This window comes from Streptomyces sp. NPDC101166, assembly GCF_044768125.1.
In the GTDB taxonomy this organism is placed as follows: domain Bacteria; phylum Actinomycetota; class Actinomycetes; order Streptomycetales; family Streptomycetaceae; genus Streptomyces.
In genome coordinates, this window is the sequence record NZ_JBIWPF010000016.1 from 75,845 (window position 1) to 90,482 (window position 14,638).

Annotated in this window: 12 protein-coding genes; 8 read left to right on the forward strand and 4 right to left on the reverse strand. The window is 72.4% G+C overall.

Annotated features, from left to right (window positions below):
- Position 1 precedes the first annotated feature (1 nt).
- Both ACIRS4_RS26740 and ACIRS4_RS26745 read right to left on the reverse strand, forming a co-directional pair.
- Positions 2–202 carry an AlpA family transcriptional regulator gene (locus ACIRS4_RS26740; protein ID WP_130436688.1) on the reverse strand — a complete coding sequence of 67 codons (201 nt, stop codon included), beginning with the start codon at positions 200–202 and terminating at the stop codon, positions 2–4.
- A 458-nt stretch (positions 203–660) separates the two neighbouring features.
- Entirely contained in the window at positions 661–1,605 is a 945-nt protein-coding gene (locus ACIRS4_RS26745) for a sugar phosphate isomerase/epimerase family protein (protein ID WP_404200798.1), read from the reverse strand.
- Between the two features lie 171 nt (positions 1,606–1,776).
- Between ACIRS4_RS26745 and iolC the strand changes: the two genes are divergently transcribed.
- From iolC to ACIRS4_RS26785, 8 genes are all read left to right on the forward strand, one after another.
- The gene (iolC, locus tag ACIRS4_RS26750) at positions 1,777–2,727 is read left to right on the forward strand and encodes a 5-dehydro-2-deoxygluconokinase (RefSeq protein ID WP_404200800.1); all 951 of its coding nucleotides are present in this window, start codon (positions 1,777–1,779) and stop codon (positions 2,725–2,727) included.
- Between the two features lie 167 nt (positions 2,728–2,894).
- Complete coding sequence (locus ACIRS4_RS26755; protein WP_404200956.1) at positions 2,895–3,731, forward strand: deoxyribose-phosphate aldolase; 837 nt, start codon at positions 2,895–2,897, stop codon at positions 3,729–3,731.
- Between the two features lie 7 nt (positions 3,732–3,738).
- Positions 3,739–4,566, forward strand: coding sequence for a 5-deoxy-glucuronate isomerase (gene iolB / locus ACIRS4_RS26760; RefSeq protein ID WP_404200802.1), 828 nt, complete (start codon positions 3,739–3,741; stop codon positions 4,564–4,566).
- A complete protein-coding gene (gene iolD / locus ACIRS4_RS26765; protein WP_404200804.1) occupies positions 4,563–6,440 on the forward strand; it encodes a 3D-(3,5/4)-trihydroxycyclohexane-1,2-dione acylhydrolase (decyclizing) in 1,878 nt (625 codons plus the stop codon). Before iolB ends, iolD begins: the two co-directional genes overlap by 4 nt.
- 14 nt (positions 6,441–6,454) lie before the next feature.
- On the forward strand, positions 6,455–7,957 hold the full coding sequence (gene mmsA / locus ACIRS4_RS26770) for a CoA-acylating methylmalonate-semialdehyde dehydrogenase (protein ID WP_404200806.1): 1,503 nt from the start codon (positions 6,455–6,457) through the stop codon (positions 7,955–7,957).
- A gap of 132 nt (positions 7,958–8,089) precedes the next feature.
- Positions 8,090–10,726 carry a CocE/NonD family hydrolase gene (locus ACIRS4_RS26775; RefSeq protein ID WP_404200808.1) on the forward strand — a complete coding sequence of 879 codons (2,637 nt, stop codon included), beginning with the start codon at positions 8,090–8,092 and terminating at the stop codon, positions 10,724–10,726.
- On the forward strand, positions 10,723–11,601 hold the full coding sequence (locus ACIRS4_RS26780; RefSeq protein WP_404200958.1) for an ABC transporter permease: 879 nt from the start codon (positions 10,723–10,725) through the stop codon (positions 11,599–11,601). The genes ACIRS4_RS26775 and ACIRS4_RS26780 overlap by 4 nt, the downstream gene beginning before the upstream one ends.
- A 147-nt stretch (positions 11,602–11,748) precedes the next feature.
- Positions 11,749–13,269 carry a von Willebrand factor type A domain-containing protein gene (locus tag ACIRS4_RS26785; RefSeq protein WP_404200810.1) on the forward strand — a complete coding sequence of 507 codons (1,521 nt, stop codon included), beginning with the start codon at positions 11,749–11,751 and terminating at the stop codon, positions 13,267–13,269.
- Positions 13,270–13,357: 88 nt separating this feature from the next.
- On the opposite strand, the gene ACIRS4_RS26790 is transcribed toward ACIRS4_RS26785, so the two are convergent.
- Together ACIRS4_RS26790 and ACIRS4_RS26795 are read right to left on the reverse strand one after the other, a co-directional pair.
- The gene (locus tag ACIRS4_RS26790) at positions 13,358–13,756 is read right to left on the reverse strand and encodes a rodlin (protein ID WP_404200812.1); all 399 of its coding nucleotides are present in this window, start codon (positions 13,754–13,756) and stop codon (positions 13,358–13,360) included.
- Positions 13,757–14,013: 257 nt separating this feature from the next.
- Positions 14,014–14,415, reverse strand: a complete 402-nt coding sequence (locus tag ACIRS4_RS26795) for a rodlin (RefSeq protein WP_404200814.1) — start codon at positions 14,413–14,415, stop codon at positions 14,014–14,016.
- Between the last annotated feature and the right edge of the window lie 223 nt (positions 14,416–14,638).

Sequence of the window (14,638 nt, forward strand, 5' to 3'; positions counted from 1 at the left end):
GTCAGCCCTGGCCGCGACCGCGGTTGCCGGGCCGGGACGCGACCCAGGCCCGGACGGTGTCCGCGTACCAGAACGGTTTACCGCCCTCCACGTGGTCGGGCGCGGGCAGCAGCCCGTGTTTGCGGTAGGACCGCACGGTGTCGGGCTGCACGCTGATGTGCGCCGCGATCTCCTTGTAGGACCACAGCCGTCGGTCGGTCATGGGCCGCACCTCCCTGCGCGCGCCGGGGCGGCGGCCGGAAGGCCGCCCGGGGGAGCCCGGCACTGCGTCGACGATCACCAAGCCATCGCCCGCCCAACGACACACGGCGACGGCGCGGCTACGGCTGTGGACGGCCTGTGACACTCCACCCGCAAAACAAGGACATGCGTGACAAAGACCCGACTTTGTAACAGAGCCGAGCCACCCCGAAGAAGTGCAGGGCCCAGCCCCGAAGGAGCACGGCGACCAGCCCCGAAGGAGTACGGGGCCAGCCCCGAAGGGGCGCGGAGGCCAGCCCCCGAAGAAGCGCCGGCACCAGCGCCCAAGGGGCGCGGGGAACTGCGCGACAGGCCACAGTCAACCCGCACCCGCCGAACAACACCCCCCGGCAGAACCTCACGCGCCCGGCAAACCGCCGGAGGCCCCCTCACACGCCCGGCAAACCGCCGGAGGCCCCCTCACGCCCCGCAGGATCGCAGAAACGCCCGGGTCCGCTGAGCGATCGGCAGCGGGGTGTCCGGCTCGCACGGGTACATGTCCTGCTCGACGATCGCGAACAGGTCGACGTCCAGCTTCCGCGCCGCCTCCAGCACGGGCCCCAGGGCCGGCACCCCGGACGGCGGCTCGCACATCACGCCCTGCGCGACGGCGGGGCCGAACGGCGTGCCCTTCGCCCGCACGTCCGCGAGGATCTCCGGGTCCACCTGCTTGAGGTGCAGGTAGCCGATCCGCTCCCCGTAGGTCTCGATCAGCTTGACGCTGTCGCCGCCGCAGTACGCGTAGTGCCCGGTGTCGAGGCAGAGGGACACCAGGTCGGAGTCGGTGCCGTCGAGGAAGCGGACCACGTTCTCCTCGCTGTCGATGTGGGTGTCGGCGTGCGGGTGGACGACGATCTGCAACCCGTACCGCTCCCGCACCTCCTTGCCCAGCCGCTCGGTCAGCGAGGTCAGGTTGCGCCACTGCTCGGGCGTCAGCGTGTCCGGCTCCAGCACCTCGCCGGTCTTGTCGTCCCGCCAGAAGGACGGGATGACGACCAGGTGGGAGGCGCCCATGGCCTGCGCGAGCACCGCGTTGTCCGCGACGTGCGCCCAGGTCTTCTCCCAGACGGCCTCCCCGTGGTGCAGCCCGGTGAAGACCGTGCCGGCCGACACCTTCAGGCCACGCTCGGCGGTCTCCTCGGTGAGGATCGCCGGGTCGGTCGGCAGGTACCCGTAGGGGCCCAGCTCGATCCATTCGTAACCGGACTGCGCGACCTCGTCGAGGAAGCGCCGCCAGGGCACCTGCTGCGGGTCGTCCGGGAACCAGACGCCCCAACTGTCGGGGGCCGATCCGATCCGGATGCGGGACGCGCCGGAACCGGGAGCGGGGGACTGGGGCGAGGGCTGAGGTGACAACGACGTCATGGCCGTCAGCGTGAAGTCTGGCCGTCAGGGGTGTCAAGGCCCTGGTCCGAATGTCTGGACAAAACATTGACAGGGCGCACCGTGCGGGACTAGAAAGCCGTGGAGAGCCGACACGGCGGCGCACCCGGCGACACATCCGACGAGGGTGCGGGCCGACACGAAGGGAACTCGATGGCGTACGACCTGATCACCATGGGGCGGATCGGGGTGGACCTGTACCCGCTGCAGACGGGCGTGCCGCTCCCGCAGGTCACGTCCTTCGGGAAGTTCCTCGGCGGCTCGGCCGCGAACGTCGCCGTCGCCGCGGCCCGTCTCGGCCTGGACACCGCGGTGATCACCCGCACCGGCGACGACCCGTTCGGTCTGTACCTGCACGAGGCGCTGCGCGGCTTCGGCGTCGACGACCGCTGGGTCACCTCGGTCCCCGGGCTCGCGACGCCCCTCACCTTCTGCGAGATCTTCCCGCCGGACGACTTCCCGCTCTACTTCTACCGCCGGCCCAAGGCGCCCGACCTGGAGATCGACGCCCACGAGCTCGACCTGGACGCCGTCCGCGACGCCCGCGTCTTCTGGGTCACGGGCACCGGCCTGAGCGAGGAGCCCAGCCGCACGGCGACACTGGCGGCCCTCGCGCACCGCGCAAAGGCCGGCACCACGGTCTTCGACCTCGACTGGCGCCCCATGTTCTGGACCGACCCCGACGCGGCCCGCCCCTTCTACGCCGAGGCCCTCAAGCACACCACCGTCGCCGTCGGCAACCTGGACGAGGTGGAGATCGCCACCGGGGTGCGCGAACCGCACGCCGCGGCGCGGGCCCTGCTGGACGCCGGCGTGGAGCTGGCCGTCGTCAAGCAGGGGCCCAAGGGCGTTCTCGCCGTCGACCGCCACGGCGAGTCGGCCGAGGTGCCGCCGCTGCCCGTCGACGTCCTCAACGGCCTCGGCGCGGGCGACGCCTTCGGCGGCTCCCTGTGCCGCGGGCTGCTGGCCGGCTGGGACCTGGAGAAGACCATGCGCCACGCCAACGCCGCCGGCGCCATCGTCGCCTCCCGGCTGGAGTGCTCCTCCGCGATGCCGACCCCGGCCGAGGTCGAGGCCGCGCTCACCGCCGGAGCGGTGCGGTGAGGGCGGACCGCAGGGAAGAAGCCGCCCCGCCGGCGCCCCGAACCCCCGCCCCGGGCGACAGCGCCCCCGGCGCGACCGCCGCCGCCTCGGGCGCCTCCGCCACCGCGACCCTCCCCAAGGTCGACGTCTCCGAGCTCGTCCGTCTTCGCACGCGCCATCCCGAGGCGATCGCCGAGGCCGCAGCCCGCCGCCCCCGCCGCCCGCTGATCGACGACTCCGGCCGGCTGATGATCGTCGCCGCCGACCACCCGGCCCGCGGCGCGCTCGGCGCCGGCGGCGACCGGCTCGCCATGGCCAACCGCGCCGACCTGCTCGACCGCCTCTGCCTCGCGCTGAGCCGCCCTGGCGTCGACGGCGTCCTCGCGACCGCCGACATCCTCGACGACCTGCTCCTCCTCGGCGCCCTCGACGGCAAGGTCGTCATGGGCTCGATGAACCGGGGCGGCCTGCAGGGCGCGGTCTTCGAGCTCGACGACCGCTTCACCGGCCACCGCGCCCAGGACATCGAGCGCCTGAACTTCGACGCGGGCAAACTGCTGCTGCGCATCGACTACGACGACCCGGGCTCCCTCACCACCCTGGAGACCACGGCCCGCGCGATCGACGACATGGCGGCCCGCCGACTGCCCCTGTTCGTCGAGCCGTTCATCAGCCGCCGCGCCCCCGACGGCACGCTGAAGAACGATCTCTCGCCCGAGGCCGTCACCAAGTCCATCGCCATCGCCTCGGGGCTGGGCGGCAGTTCGGCCTACACATGGCTGAAGGTGCCGGTCACCGACGACCCCGACGACATGGCCGAGGTCATGGAGACCTCCACCCTCCCCGCCGTGCTCCTCGGCGGCGAGGTCGGCGGCTCCGTCGAGGACCAGGACGCCGCGTACGAGAAGTGGCGGGGGGCGCTGCGACTGCCCACCGTCCGGGGGCTGGTCGTCGGCCGCTCCCTGCTGTACCCGGCGGACGGGGACGTCGCCGCCGCCGTGGACACCGCCGTAGGACTGCTGTGAGGGTGGCATGACGAACAAGCAGAGCGAGAACCTCCACGTTCCCGCGGGCACGACCGCCGACGGCGCCTACTCCCTCGCCATCGACCCCGAGCGGGCCGGCTGGACCCACAGCGGTCTGCGGATCGTCGAGCTGGAGCCGGGCGGCGCGCACGACCTCGCCACCGGCGACAGCGAGTGGATCGTCCTCCCGCTCGAAGGCGGATGTACGGTGCGCACGGACGGAAACGAGTTCCAACTCCTGGGCAGGGAAAGCGTGTTCGCGTCGGTCTCCGACTTCGCGTACGTTCCCCGGGACGCCCGGGTCCAGATCGCCTCCGGCGCGGGAGGCCGCTTCGCCCTGGCAGGAGCGAAGTGCGAGCGACGACTCCCCGCCCGCTACGGCCCCGCGCCGGAGGTCCCCGTCGAAGAGCGCGGCAGCGGCGACTGCGCCCGTCTGGTGCGCAACTTCGCCTCCGCCGACGCCTTCGAGTGCGACAAGCTGATCGCCGTCGAGGTGATCACCCCCGGCGGCCACTGGTCCTCGTACCCGCCGCACAAGCACGACGAGCACCGGCCGGGCGAGGAGGCGGAGCTCGAGGAGATCTACTACTTCGAGATCGACGGCCCCCGCGGCTTCGGCTACCAGCGGGTGTCCCCCTCGCGGGAGGGCGGCGCCGACGTCCTCGCCGAGGTCCGCTCCGGCGACGCCGTCCTCGTCCCCGACGGATGGCACGGCCCGTCGATCGCCCAGCCCGGCCACGCCATGTACTACCTGAACGTCATGGCGGGTCCGGGCGAGACCCGGGAGTGGCGGATCTGCTTCCACCCGGACCACGCAGAAGGGGGTTACCGATGACCACCAGGCTCACCGTGGCCCAGGCACTGGTGCGCTTCCTCGCCGCGCAGCACACCGAGCGCGACGGCGTACGGCAGCGGCTGATCGGCGCGACCTGGGGCATCTTCGGCCACGGCAACGTCGCCGGCCTCGGCCAGGCGCTCGTCGAGTACGCGGACGACATGCCCTTCCACCAGGGGCGCAACGAGCAGTCGATGGTCCACGCGGCCGTCGGATACGCCCGCCAGTCCGGCCGCCTGTCCACGCACGCCGTGACGACGTCCATCGGCCCCGGCGCGACCAACCTGGTCACCGGCGCCGCGCTCGCCACGATCAACCACCTCCCGGTGCTCCTCCTGCCCGGCGACGTCTTCGCCACGCGGCCCGCGGACCCGGTGCTCCAGCAGCTCGAAGTCCCCTACGCGGGCGATGTGTCCGTCAACGACTGCCTGCGGCCGGTGTCCAGGTACTTCGACCGGATCACCCGCCCCGAGGCCCTGATCCCGGCCGCCCTCCAGGCGATGCGCGTGCTCACCGACCCCGTGGAGACGGGCGCGGTCACCCTCGCCCTGCCCCAGGACGTCCAGGCCGAGGCCTACGACTGGCCGGAGGAGTTCTTCGCCGAGCGCACCTGGGCCGTACGGCGCCCGGGGGCCGATCCGGCCGAACTCGCCGAAGCGGTCCGGGCGATCAGGTCGGCCCGGCGGCCCCTGCTCGTCGCGGGCGGCGGCGTCCACCACAGCCGTGCCGAGGAGGCCCTCGCCGAGTTCGCCGGCGCCACCGGCATCCCGGTCGCCTCCACCCAGGCCGGCAAGGGCTCCCTGCGCCACGACCACCCGCAGGACGTCGGCGGCGTCGGCCACACCGGCACCGCGACCGCCGACGAACTGGCCCGCACCGCCGACCTGGTCATCGGCGTGGGCACCCGGTACACCGACTTCACCACCGCCTCCAACACCCTCTTCGCCGCCGACGGCGTCCGCTTCCTCAACCTCAACATCGCCCCCTACGACGGCCACAAGCTCGCCGGCCTGCCGCTGGTCGCGGACGCCCGCAGCGGTCTGCAGGAGCTGACCGCGGCGCTGCTGACGCACGGCCACCGCGTCGCGGAGGAGTACGCCACCCAGTACACCGAGGACAAGGAGCGCTGGGAGCAGCGCGTCGACGCCTGCTACGAGGCCGAGGAGCCGGACGTGCGCCCGACGCAGCCGCAGGTCCTCGGCGCGCTGGACGCACTCGTCGACGAGTCGGACGTGATCATCAATGCGGCCGGTTCGCTCCCCGGCGACCTGCACAAACTGTGGCGGGCGCGCTCGCGGGACCAATACCACCTGGAGTACGGCTACTCCTGCATGGGCTACGAGATCCCCGCAGCGATCGGCGTGAAGCTCGCGGCTCCCGAACGTAACGTCTGGGCGCTGGTCGGCGACGGCACCTACCTGATGATGCCGACGGAGATCGTCACGGCGGTGCAGGAGGGGATCGCGATCAAGATGGTCCTCGTGCAGAACCACGGGTACGCCTCGATCGGCGGGCTGTCGGAGTCGGTGGGCGGCGAACGGTTCGGCACCGCGTACCGGTTCACCTCCGACGACGGCACGTTCACCGGCGCGCCGCTGCCCGTCGACCTGGCCGCGAACGTGGCCAGCCTGGGCATGCGGGTGCTGCGCGCGAAGACCGTCCGCGAGCTGCGCGAGGCGCTCGCCGAGGCGCGCGCCGCCGACACTCCCACTTGTGTCTACGTCGAGACCCAAACGGCAGACACAGTGTCGGGCCCGCCTCCGGCGCAGGCCTGGTGGGATGTACCCGTGGCCGAGACCGCGACCCGCCCGTCGGCGGTCAAGGCCCGTGAGCTGTACGAACGGCACGTCTCAACCCGACGCCGCCATCTGTGAAGGAGCACTCGGTCATGACGAAGATCGTCAACCACTGGATCGGCGGCAAGTCCGTCGAGGGCGCGTCGGGTACGTTCGGGCCGGTCACCGACCCGGCGACCGGCGCGGTCACCACCAAGGTCGCGTTCGCCTCTGTCGACGAGGTCGACGCCGCCGTCGCCGCCGCCAAGGACGCCTACGTCACCTGGGGCCAGTCCTCGCTGGCCCAGCGCACGTCGATCCTGTTCAAGTTCCGCGCGCTGCTGGACGAGCACCGCGACGAGATCGCGGAGCTGATCACCGCCGAGCACGGCAAGGTGCACTCCGACGCGCTCGGCGAGGTCGCCCGCGGCCTGGAGATCGTCGACCTGGCCTGCGGTATCAGCGTGCAGCTGAAGGGCGAGCTGTCGACGCAGGTCGCGAGCCGCGTGGACGTCTCCTCGATCCGCCAGCCGCTGGGCGTGGTCGCCGGCATCACGCCGTTCAACTTCCCGGCGATGGTCCCGATGTGGATGTTCCCGATCGCCATCGCGACCGGCAACACCTTCGTGCTGAAGCCGAGCGAGAAGGACCCGTCGGCGTCGCTGAAGCTCGCCGAGCTCCTGTCGGAGGCCGGGCTGCCCGACGGCGTCTTCAACGTCGTCCACGGCGACAAGGTGGCCGTCGACCGTCTGCTGGAGCACCCCGACGTCAAGGCGGTGTCCTTCGTCGGCTCCACCCCCATCGCCCGCTACATCCACACCACGGCCTCCGCGAACGGCAAGCGCGTCCAGGCTCTCGGCGGCGCGAAGAACCACATGCTGGTGCTGCCGGACGCGGACCTCGACGCGGCGGCCGACGCCGCGGTGTCCGCCGCGTACGGCTCGGCGGGCGAGCGCTGCATGGCGATCTCCGCGGTCGTCGCCGTCGGCGCCGTCGGCGACGAACTCGTCGACAAGATCCGCGAGCGCGCCGAGAAGATCAAGATCGGCCCCGGCAACGACCCCACGTCGGAGATGGGCCCCCTGATCACCGCGGCCCACCGCGACAAGGTGGCGTCCTACGTCACGGGTGCGGCGGCCGAGGGCTCGGAGGTGATCCTCGACGGCACCGGCTACACGGTGGAGGGCCACGAGGACGGCCACTGGATCGGCATCTCGCTCCTCGACAAGGTGCCCACGTCGGCGAAGGCCTACACGGACGAGATCTTCGGCCCGGTCCTGTGCGTCCTGCGCGTCGACACCTACGAAGAGGGCGTCGCGCTGATCAACAGCTCCCCCTTCGGCAACGGCACCGCGATCTTCACCCGCGACGGCGGCGCGGCCCGCCGCTTCCAGCTGGAGATCGAGGCCGGCATGGTCGGCGTCAACGTCCCGATCCCGGTCCCCGTCGGCTACCACAGCTTCGGCGGCTGGAAGGACTCCCTCTTCGGAGACCACCACATCTACGGCAACGACGGCACCCACTTCTACACCCGGGGCAAGGTCGTCACCACCCGCTGGCCCGACCCGGCCGACACCCCGACCGGAGTGGACCTGGGCTTCCCCCGCAACCACTGACGCCGGCCGCCCGACCGCCCCGGCATACCGCGCCCGCGGTATGCCGGGGCGGTCGTGTCCGCCTTCAGGAGCATCTCGGCTTCGGTCTTCGGTCGACAACTCCCCGACAGGTTGACCCCGTACCGTTGGAGCATGGATCTTCGACTGCTCGGGCGGTCCCGGCGTGCGCTCGTCGGCGCCGCTGCCGCCGTCGTCGTGCTCGTCGGTGCGGGGACCTGGACGGCCGTCGCCGACGACGACCCGCCGAAGGTCCGTCGCGCCGAGCAGGTCATGGACATGGGCGGCGGAGTCCGGCTCGACACCTCGTACTTCACCGCCGGCGGCGACGGCCGCCGGCCCGCGGTGCTGCTCGCGCACGGCTTCGGGGGCAGCAAGGACGACGTGCGGCGGCAGGCCGAGGATCTCGCACGGGACGGGTACGCCGTGCTGACCTGGTCAGCGCGCGGGTTCGGCGCATCCACCGGGCGGATCGGGCTCAACGACCCGAAGGCCGAGGTCGCCGACGTCTCGAAGCTGATCGACTGGCTGGCCAAGCAGCCGCAGGTGCGGCTCGACAAGGCGGGCGACCCCCGCGTCGGCATGGCCGGCGGCTCCTACGGCGGCGCCGTCTCGCTGCTGGCCGCCGGGCACGACAGCCGGGTCGACGCCATCGCCCCGTCGATCACCTACTGGAACCTCGCCGACGCCCTGTTCCCCGACGGCGTGTTCAAGAAGCTGTGGGCCGGCGTGTTCTTCAACAGCGGTGGGGGGTGCCACCGGTTCGAGCCCGCGCTGTGCGCGATGTACCAGCGGGTCGCCGAGTCCGGTGTCCCGGACGAGGCGGCACGCCGACTGCTCGAAGCGCGTTCGCCGTCCGCCGTCGGCGATCGCATCAAGGTGCCCACCCTCCTTTTCCAGGGGCAGACCGACTCCCTCTTCACGCTCGCCCAGTCCGACGCCGCCGCGAAGGCGATCAAGGCCAACGGCGCCCCCGTCGACGTCGACTGGATCGCGGGCGGTCACGACGGCGGGGACATGGAGAGCGGGCGCGTGCAGGCCCGCGTCGCCGACTGGTTCGACCGGTACCTCAAGGACGACAAGAGCGCCGGCACCGGCCCGGCCTTCCGCGTCACCCGCACCCTCGGCACCGGCACCGGCGACGGCGAACCGCGTCTGCGCGGCGTGAGCGCCGACAGCTACCCCGGCCTGGAGGGCAAGCCTCGCGCGGTCCCGCTCAGCGGCCGCGAGCAGCGCGTCGACAACCCGGCCGGCGCCTCCCCGCCCGCCGTGTCGGCCCTGCCCGGCCTCGGCGCGGGCAGCGGCCTCTCCCAGCTGTCCTCCCTCGGCGTGGGCGTCTCCCTCGACTTCCCCGGCCAGTTCGCCGCCTTCGAGTCGGCGCCCTTCCGCGACGACGTCCGCATCACCGGCTCGCCCGAGGTCACCGTCCATGTGAAGTCGACGGCCGACGACGCCGTCCTCTTCGCCAAGGTGTACGACGTCGGCCCCGGCGGCCAGCGACAGCAGGTGCTGCCGTCCCAGCTGGTGCAGCCCGTCCGCGTCACGGGCGCCAAGGCCGGCAAGGACGTCACGGTGACCCTCCCCGCGATCGACCACGAGGTGGACGACGGTCACCGCCTGCGCCTCGTCCTCGCCTCCACCGACCTCGGCTACGCCTCCCCGACGGCCCCGGCGACGTACACCGTCTCGCTGAAGAGCGACCTGACGGTGCCGACCGCCCTCAGCGAGGCCGACCCGCCGCCCGCGCTGCCCGCGTGGGTGTGGTGGCTGCCGCTCGCCGGCGCGGGCGTCGCCCTCGCCCTGCTGCTGACCGCCCGCCGCCGCACCGCCGCGCCCGCCCCCGCGGACCCCGCGCTGGCCGACGTGCCCCTCCAGATCACCGGTCTGAGCAAGCGATACGCCAAGGCGGCCGACCGCTACGCCGTCAAGGACCTGTCCTTCCGCGTCGAGAAGGGCCAGGTGCTCGGACTGCTCGGCCCCAACGGCGCCGGCAAGACGACCACCCTGCGCATGCTGATGGGGCTGATCAGGCCGGACGGCGGCGAGATCCGCGTCTTCGGGCACGCCATCGCGCCCGGCGCGCCGGTGCTGTCCCGGGTCGGCGCGTTCGTCGAGGGCGCGGGCTTCCTCCCGCACCTCACCGGCCGCGAGAACCTCGACCTGTACTGGCGGGCCACCGGCCGCCCGCCGCAGGACGCCCACCTCGAAGAGGCCTTGGAGATCGCGGGACTCGGCGACGCCCTCGCCCGCGCGGTGCGCACCTACTCCCAGGGCATGCGCCAGCGCCTCGCCATCGCTCAGGCCATGCTGGGTCTGCCCGACCTGCTCATCCTCGACGAGCCGACCAACGGACTCGACCCGCCCCAGATCCGCGAGATGCGCGAGGTGATGATCCGCTACGCGGCGGCCGGCCGCACGGTGATCGTCTCCAGCCATCTTCTGTCCGAGGTGGAGCAGTCCTGCACACATCTGGTCGTCATGGACCATGGGCAGCTCGTCCAGGCCGGCCCGGTCGCCGAGATCGTCGGCTCCGGCGACACCCTCCTCGTCGGCACGGCGACGCCCGTGGAGGACCCGGTCGTCGACAAGGTCGCCGCGCTGCCGGGCGTGGCCTCGGCCGTCCGCGCCGACACCGGTCTGCTGGTCCGCCTCGACGCCGGCGGCAGCGCGTCGGGCCTGGTCGCCGAACTCGTGCGCCTGGAGGTGCCGGTGGAGTCGGTCGGCCCGCACCGCCGCCTCGAAGACGCCTTCCTCACCCTGATCGGAGACTGAAGTTGAGCACGGTGACCGACCGCGCCGAGCCCGTCGAGGTCGCCGACGGCTACCGCGCCGCGCGCACACTGCCCCTCCGGGTCGAACTGGTCCGCCAGCTCAAGCGCCGCCGCACCATGGTCATGGGCGGCGTCCTGTTCGCCCTGCCGTTCGTGCTGCTCGTCGCCTTCCAGGTGGGCGGCGGCCCCGGCTCGGGAAACAACCGCGTCAACCTGATGGACACGGCGACGCTGTCCGGCACCAACTTCGCCGCGGTGAACCTGTTCGCCGCGGCGGGCTTCCTGCTGGTCATCCCCGTCGCGCTGTTCTGCGGCGACACCGTCGCCTCCGAGGCCGGCTGGTCCTCGCTGCGCTACCTGCTCGCCGCCCCCGTGCCCCGCGCCCGCCTGCTGTGGTCCAAGCTCGTCGTCGGGCTCGGCCTCAGCCTGGTGGCGATGGTGCTGCTGCCCGTGGTCGCCCTCGCCGTCGGCACTGCTGCCTACGGCTGGGGCCCACTTGAACTGCCCACCGGCGGCTCGATGCCCGCGGGCACCGCCGCCCAGCGCCTGGCCGTCACCGTGGCGTACATCTTCGTGTCCCAACTGGTGACCGCCGCCCTCGCGTTCTGGCTCTCCACGAAGACCGACGCCCCGCTCGGCGCGGTCGGCGGCGCCGTCGGGCTGACCATCGTCGGCAACGTCCTCGACGAGGTGACGGCCCTCGGCGACTGGCGCCACTTCCTGCCCGCGCACTGGCAGTACGCCTGGCTCGACGCCGTACGGCCCCAGCTCGACTGGACCGACATGATCCAGGGCATTTCCCTGTCGATAACGTACGCGCTCGTGCTGTTCGCCCTGGCCTTCAGGGGTTTCGCCCGCAAGGACGTCGTCTCCTAGGTCAACGGAAGATCACCCGCCGGTCTCGACGGGTGTCCGCCGTGCCCTCTTCGAGACCCTTCCGCAACGCCCCGTGACGCACGTATCGGGCCCCCGTGCCGTCACAGTCACGTACGGCGACGTCAACGGACCAAGGGGGCACGGGAGATGGACCACCACCGGACGCGACGACTGATCGCTGGCGCGGCCGCCGCGCTGGCGCTGCTCACCGGCTGCGCCGCGGGCGGCTCGGGCGCCCCGGACGGGAGCGGCGCCCAACGGGCCTACCACGAAGGCGGCTTCCCGGCCCCGAGCGCGCCCCGCCTCGAGGGCGAGGGCGCCGCCCGGGGAGACGACCCGTCCGCCGGCCGCCTGTCCACCTTCGCCCTCGACGTCGACACCGCCTCCTATGGCTACGCGCGCCGCGCCCTCGCCGACGGCGAGCTGCCCGAGCCGTCGACGATCCGCCCGGAGGAGTTCGTCAACAGCTTCCGCCAGGACTACGAACGCCCCGACGGCCACGGCTTCTCCGTGACCGTCGACGGCGCCCGCACCGGCGAGGACGACTGGTCCCTGGTCCGTGTCGGCCTCGCCACCCGCACCGCGAGCACGACGGGCGAACGCCCGCCCGCCGCCCTCACCTTCGTGATCGACATCTCCGGCTCGATGGCCGAACCCGGGCGCCTCGACCTCGCCCAGCGGGCCCTGGGCACGATGACCGACCGTCTGCGCGACGACGACTCCGTCGCCCTCGTCACCTTCAGCGAGGAGGCCGAGACCGTCCTGCCGATGACCCGGCTCGGCGAGGCGAGCGACCGCGCCCGCGTCCACGACGCCATCGACAGTTTGGAGCCCGCCGACTCCACCAACCTCGGCGCGGGCGTCGAAACCGGCTACGCCACCGCGGTCGAGGGGCTGCGCGCGGGCGCCACCAACCGCGTCGTCCTCGTCTCCGACGCCCTCGCCAACACCGGTGACACATCCGCCGATTCCATCCTGGAACGCGTCTCCACGGCCCGCCGAGAGCACGGCGTCACCCTTTTCGGCGTCGGCGTCGGCAGCGACTACGGCGACGCCCTCATGGAACGCCTCGCCGACAAGGGTGACGGCCACACCGTCTACGTGTCGGACGAGACGGATGCCGAGAAGGTCTTCGCCGGGCAGCTCCCGCGTCACGTCGACCTCACCGCCCGCGACGCCAAGGCGCAGGTCGCCTTCGACCCGCACACGGTCGAGGAGTTCCGCCTCGTCGGCTACGACAACCGCCGGGTCGCCGACGAGGACTTCCGCGACGACAGCGTCGACGGGGGGGAGGTCGGCCCCGGCCACACGGTCACCGCCTTCTACGCCGTCCGCACCACGCCGGGCGCACGGGGCCTCCTCGCCACGGCTACCGTGCGCTGGCTCGACCCCACGACCCGCGCCCCGCACGAGACCTCGGGCCGCCTGGAGACCGCCGCCCTTCACGACTCACTGGCCGACGCCCCCGTCCGCTTCCAAGTCACCGCTATCGCCGCTTACTTCGGCGACGCCCTGCGTCGAGGGCCGGGCGGAAGCGGCACCTTGCCGGCCGCACCCCCCCTGAGCCGGCTGAGGGAGCGCGCCGACGACCTGGTGAGGAAGACCGAGGACGAGGAAGTACGGGCCCTCGCCAAGGCCATCGGCGAGGCGAGCCGGCTCCGTTCGTAGAGCCTGATTGGCGGGCCGATCGGAGGCGGACACCAGAACGGCGGGGCACCGGGTGACCGGTGACCCGCCGTCGTGGCGCCGAGGCGGCTCAGCCGTTGCCCGCGCCGTTGCCGGTCAGGAGCGAGACGTCGTCCAGGATGTGCGACAGCGGCTCGTCGCCCTTGGCCTGGGTGGAGTTCTCGACGCACTGCTGGTTCTGCGGGGCCGAGAGGATCGGGACGTCCTGGGCGCCGATCGCCGCGGGCACCTGGTTGTTGAGCTTCACGGGAATGCCGAGGCACGGCTTGTTCAGCGAGCCCTGGACCAGCGAGAGCTGCGGGCTCATGTCGCCGGACGTGGCCGAGTTGCCGAACTCGGACCGGGCGCCGTTGCCGCTGGCCGAGGTGGTGCCGCTGTCGTCGCCGATGGCGAGAGCCTGGGGGGCGGTCACCGCCGTGAATCCGGCGAGCGAGGCGGCGACAGCCGCGGTTGCCCACAGCTTCTTCATGTTCGTTCCCTTCGAAAAGCGGACTCCGGTGAGGAGTTGCGTGCTGGTCAACGCCAGGACACCGGCCCGGGTTGCGTGCTGTGCCCCGATCGGCCCAGCGCATCGGCCGCGCCGCGCACGCGCCCCTCGTCGACGCGTGAGCGCGCACACGAAGGAGCGGGCCGCCGGTCATCGGCGGCCCGCTGCCGGGGCCCGCAAACAGCCCCGAGGGCTCGGAGGGCGAGCCCGTTCACCTCGTCGGTCGTACGGTCAGGCCGTCACTCGTTCTCGACCCCGTTGCCCGAGAAGAGCGCGAGGTCGTCCAGGATGTGCGACAGCGGCTCGTCGCCCTTGGCCTGGGTGGAGTTCTCGACGCACTGCTGGTTCTGCGGGGCGGACAGGATCGGGACGTCCTGGAGGGCGAGCCCCGTGGTCGCCTGGGTGTTGAACTTGGCCGGCAGACCGATGCAGGGCTTGTTGAAGGAGCCCTGGATGAGCGCCATCTGCGGGCTCATGTTGCCGTAGGTGGCCGAGTTGCCGAACACCTGGGAGGCGCCGTTGCCGCTGGCGGACGTGGTGCCGCTGTCGTTGCCGATGGCGAGCGCCGGGGCCGCCACCGCGACGGAGGCGCCCATGGCGGAGGCGGCGACCGTGACGGCGGCCAGAACCTTCTTGATCACTTGCTTGTCCCTTCTGGAAAAACCCCGTCCACCGGAGCGTCTTGGTCAACTCGGCCGGGCGGGCTTGGTTGCTCTGATTCACCCCGATGGCTCACACCGGACCGCCGATCCGCCGTCCGTCCGCCGCTGAATCGTTCCCCCCTCGGGGGGACCAGTCGTATGAACGCCGCGAACGCGTTCGGGTGAATTGACCTGCGGCCCGCGTTCGCAGGCTTCCTCCACC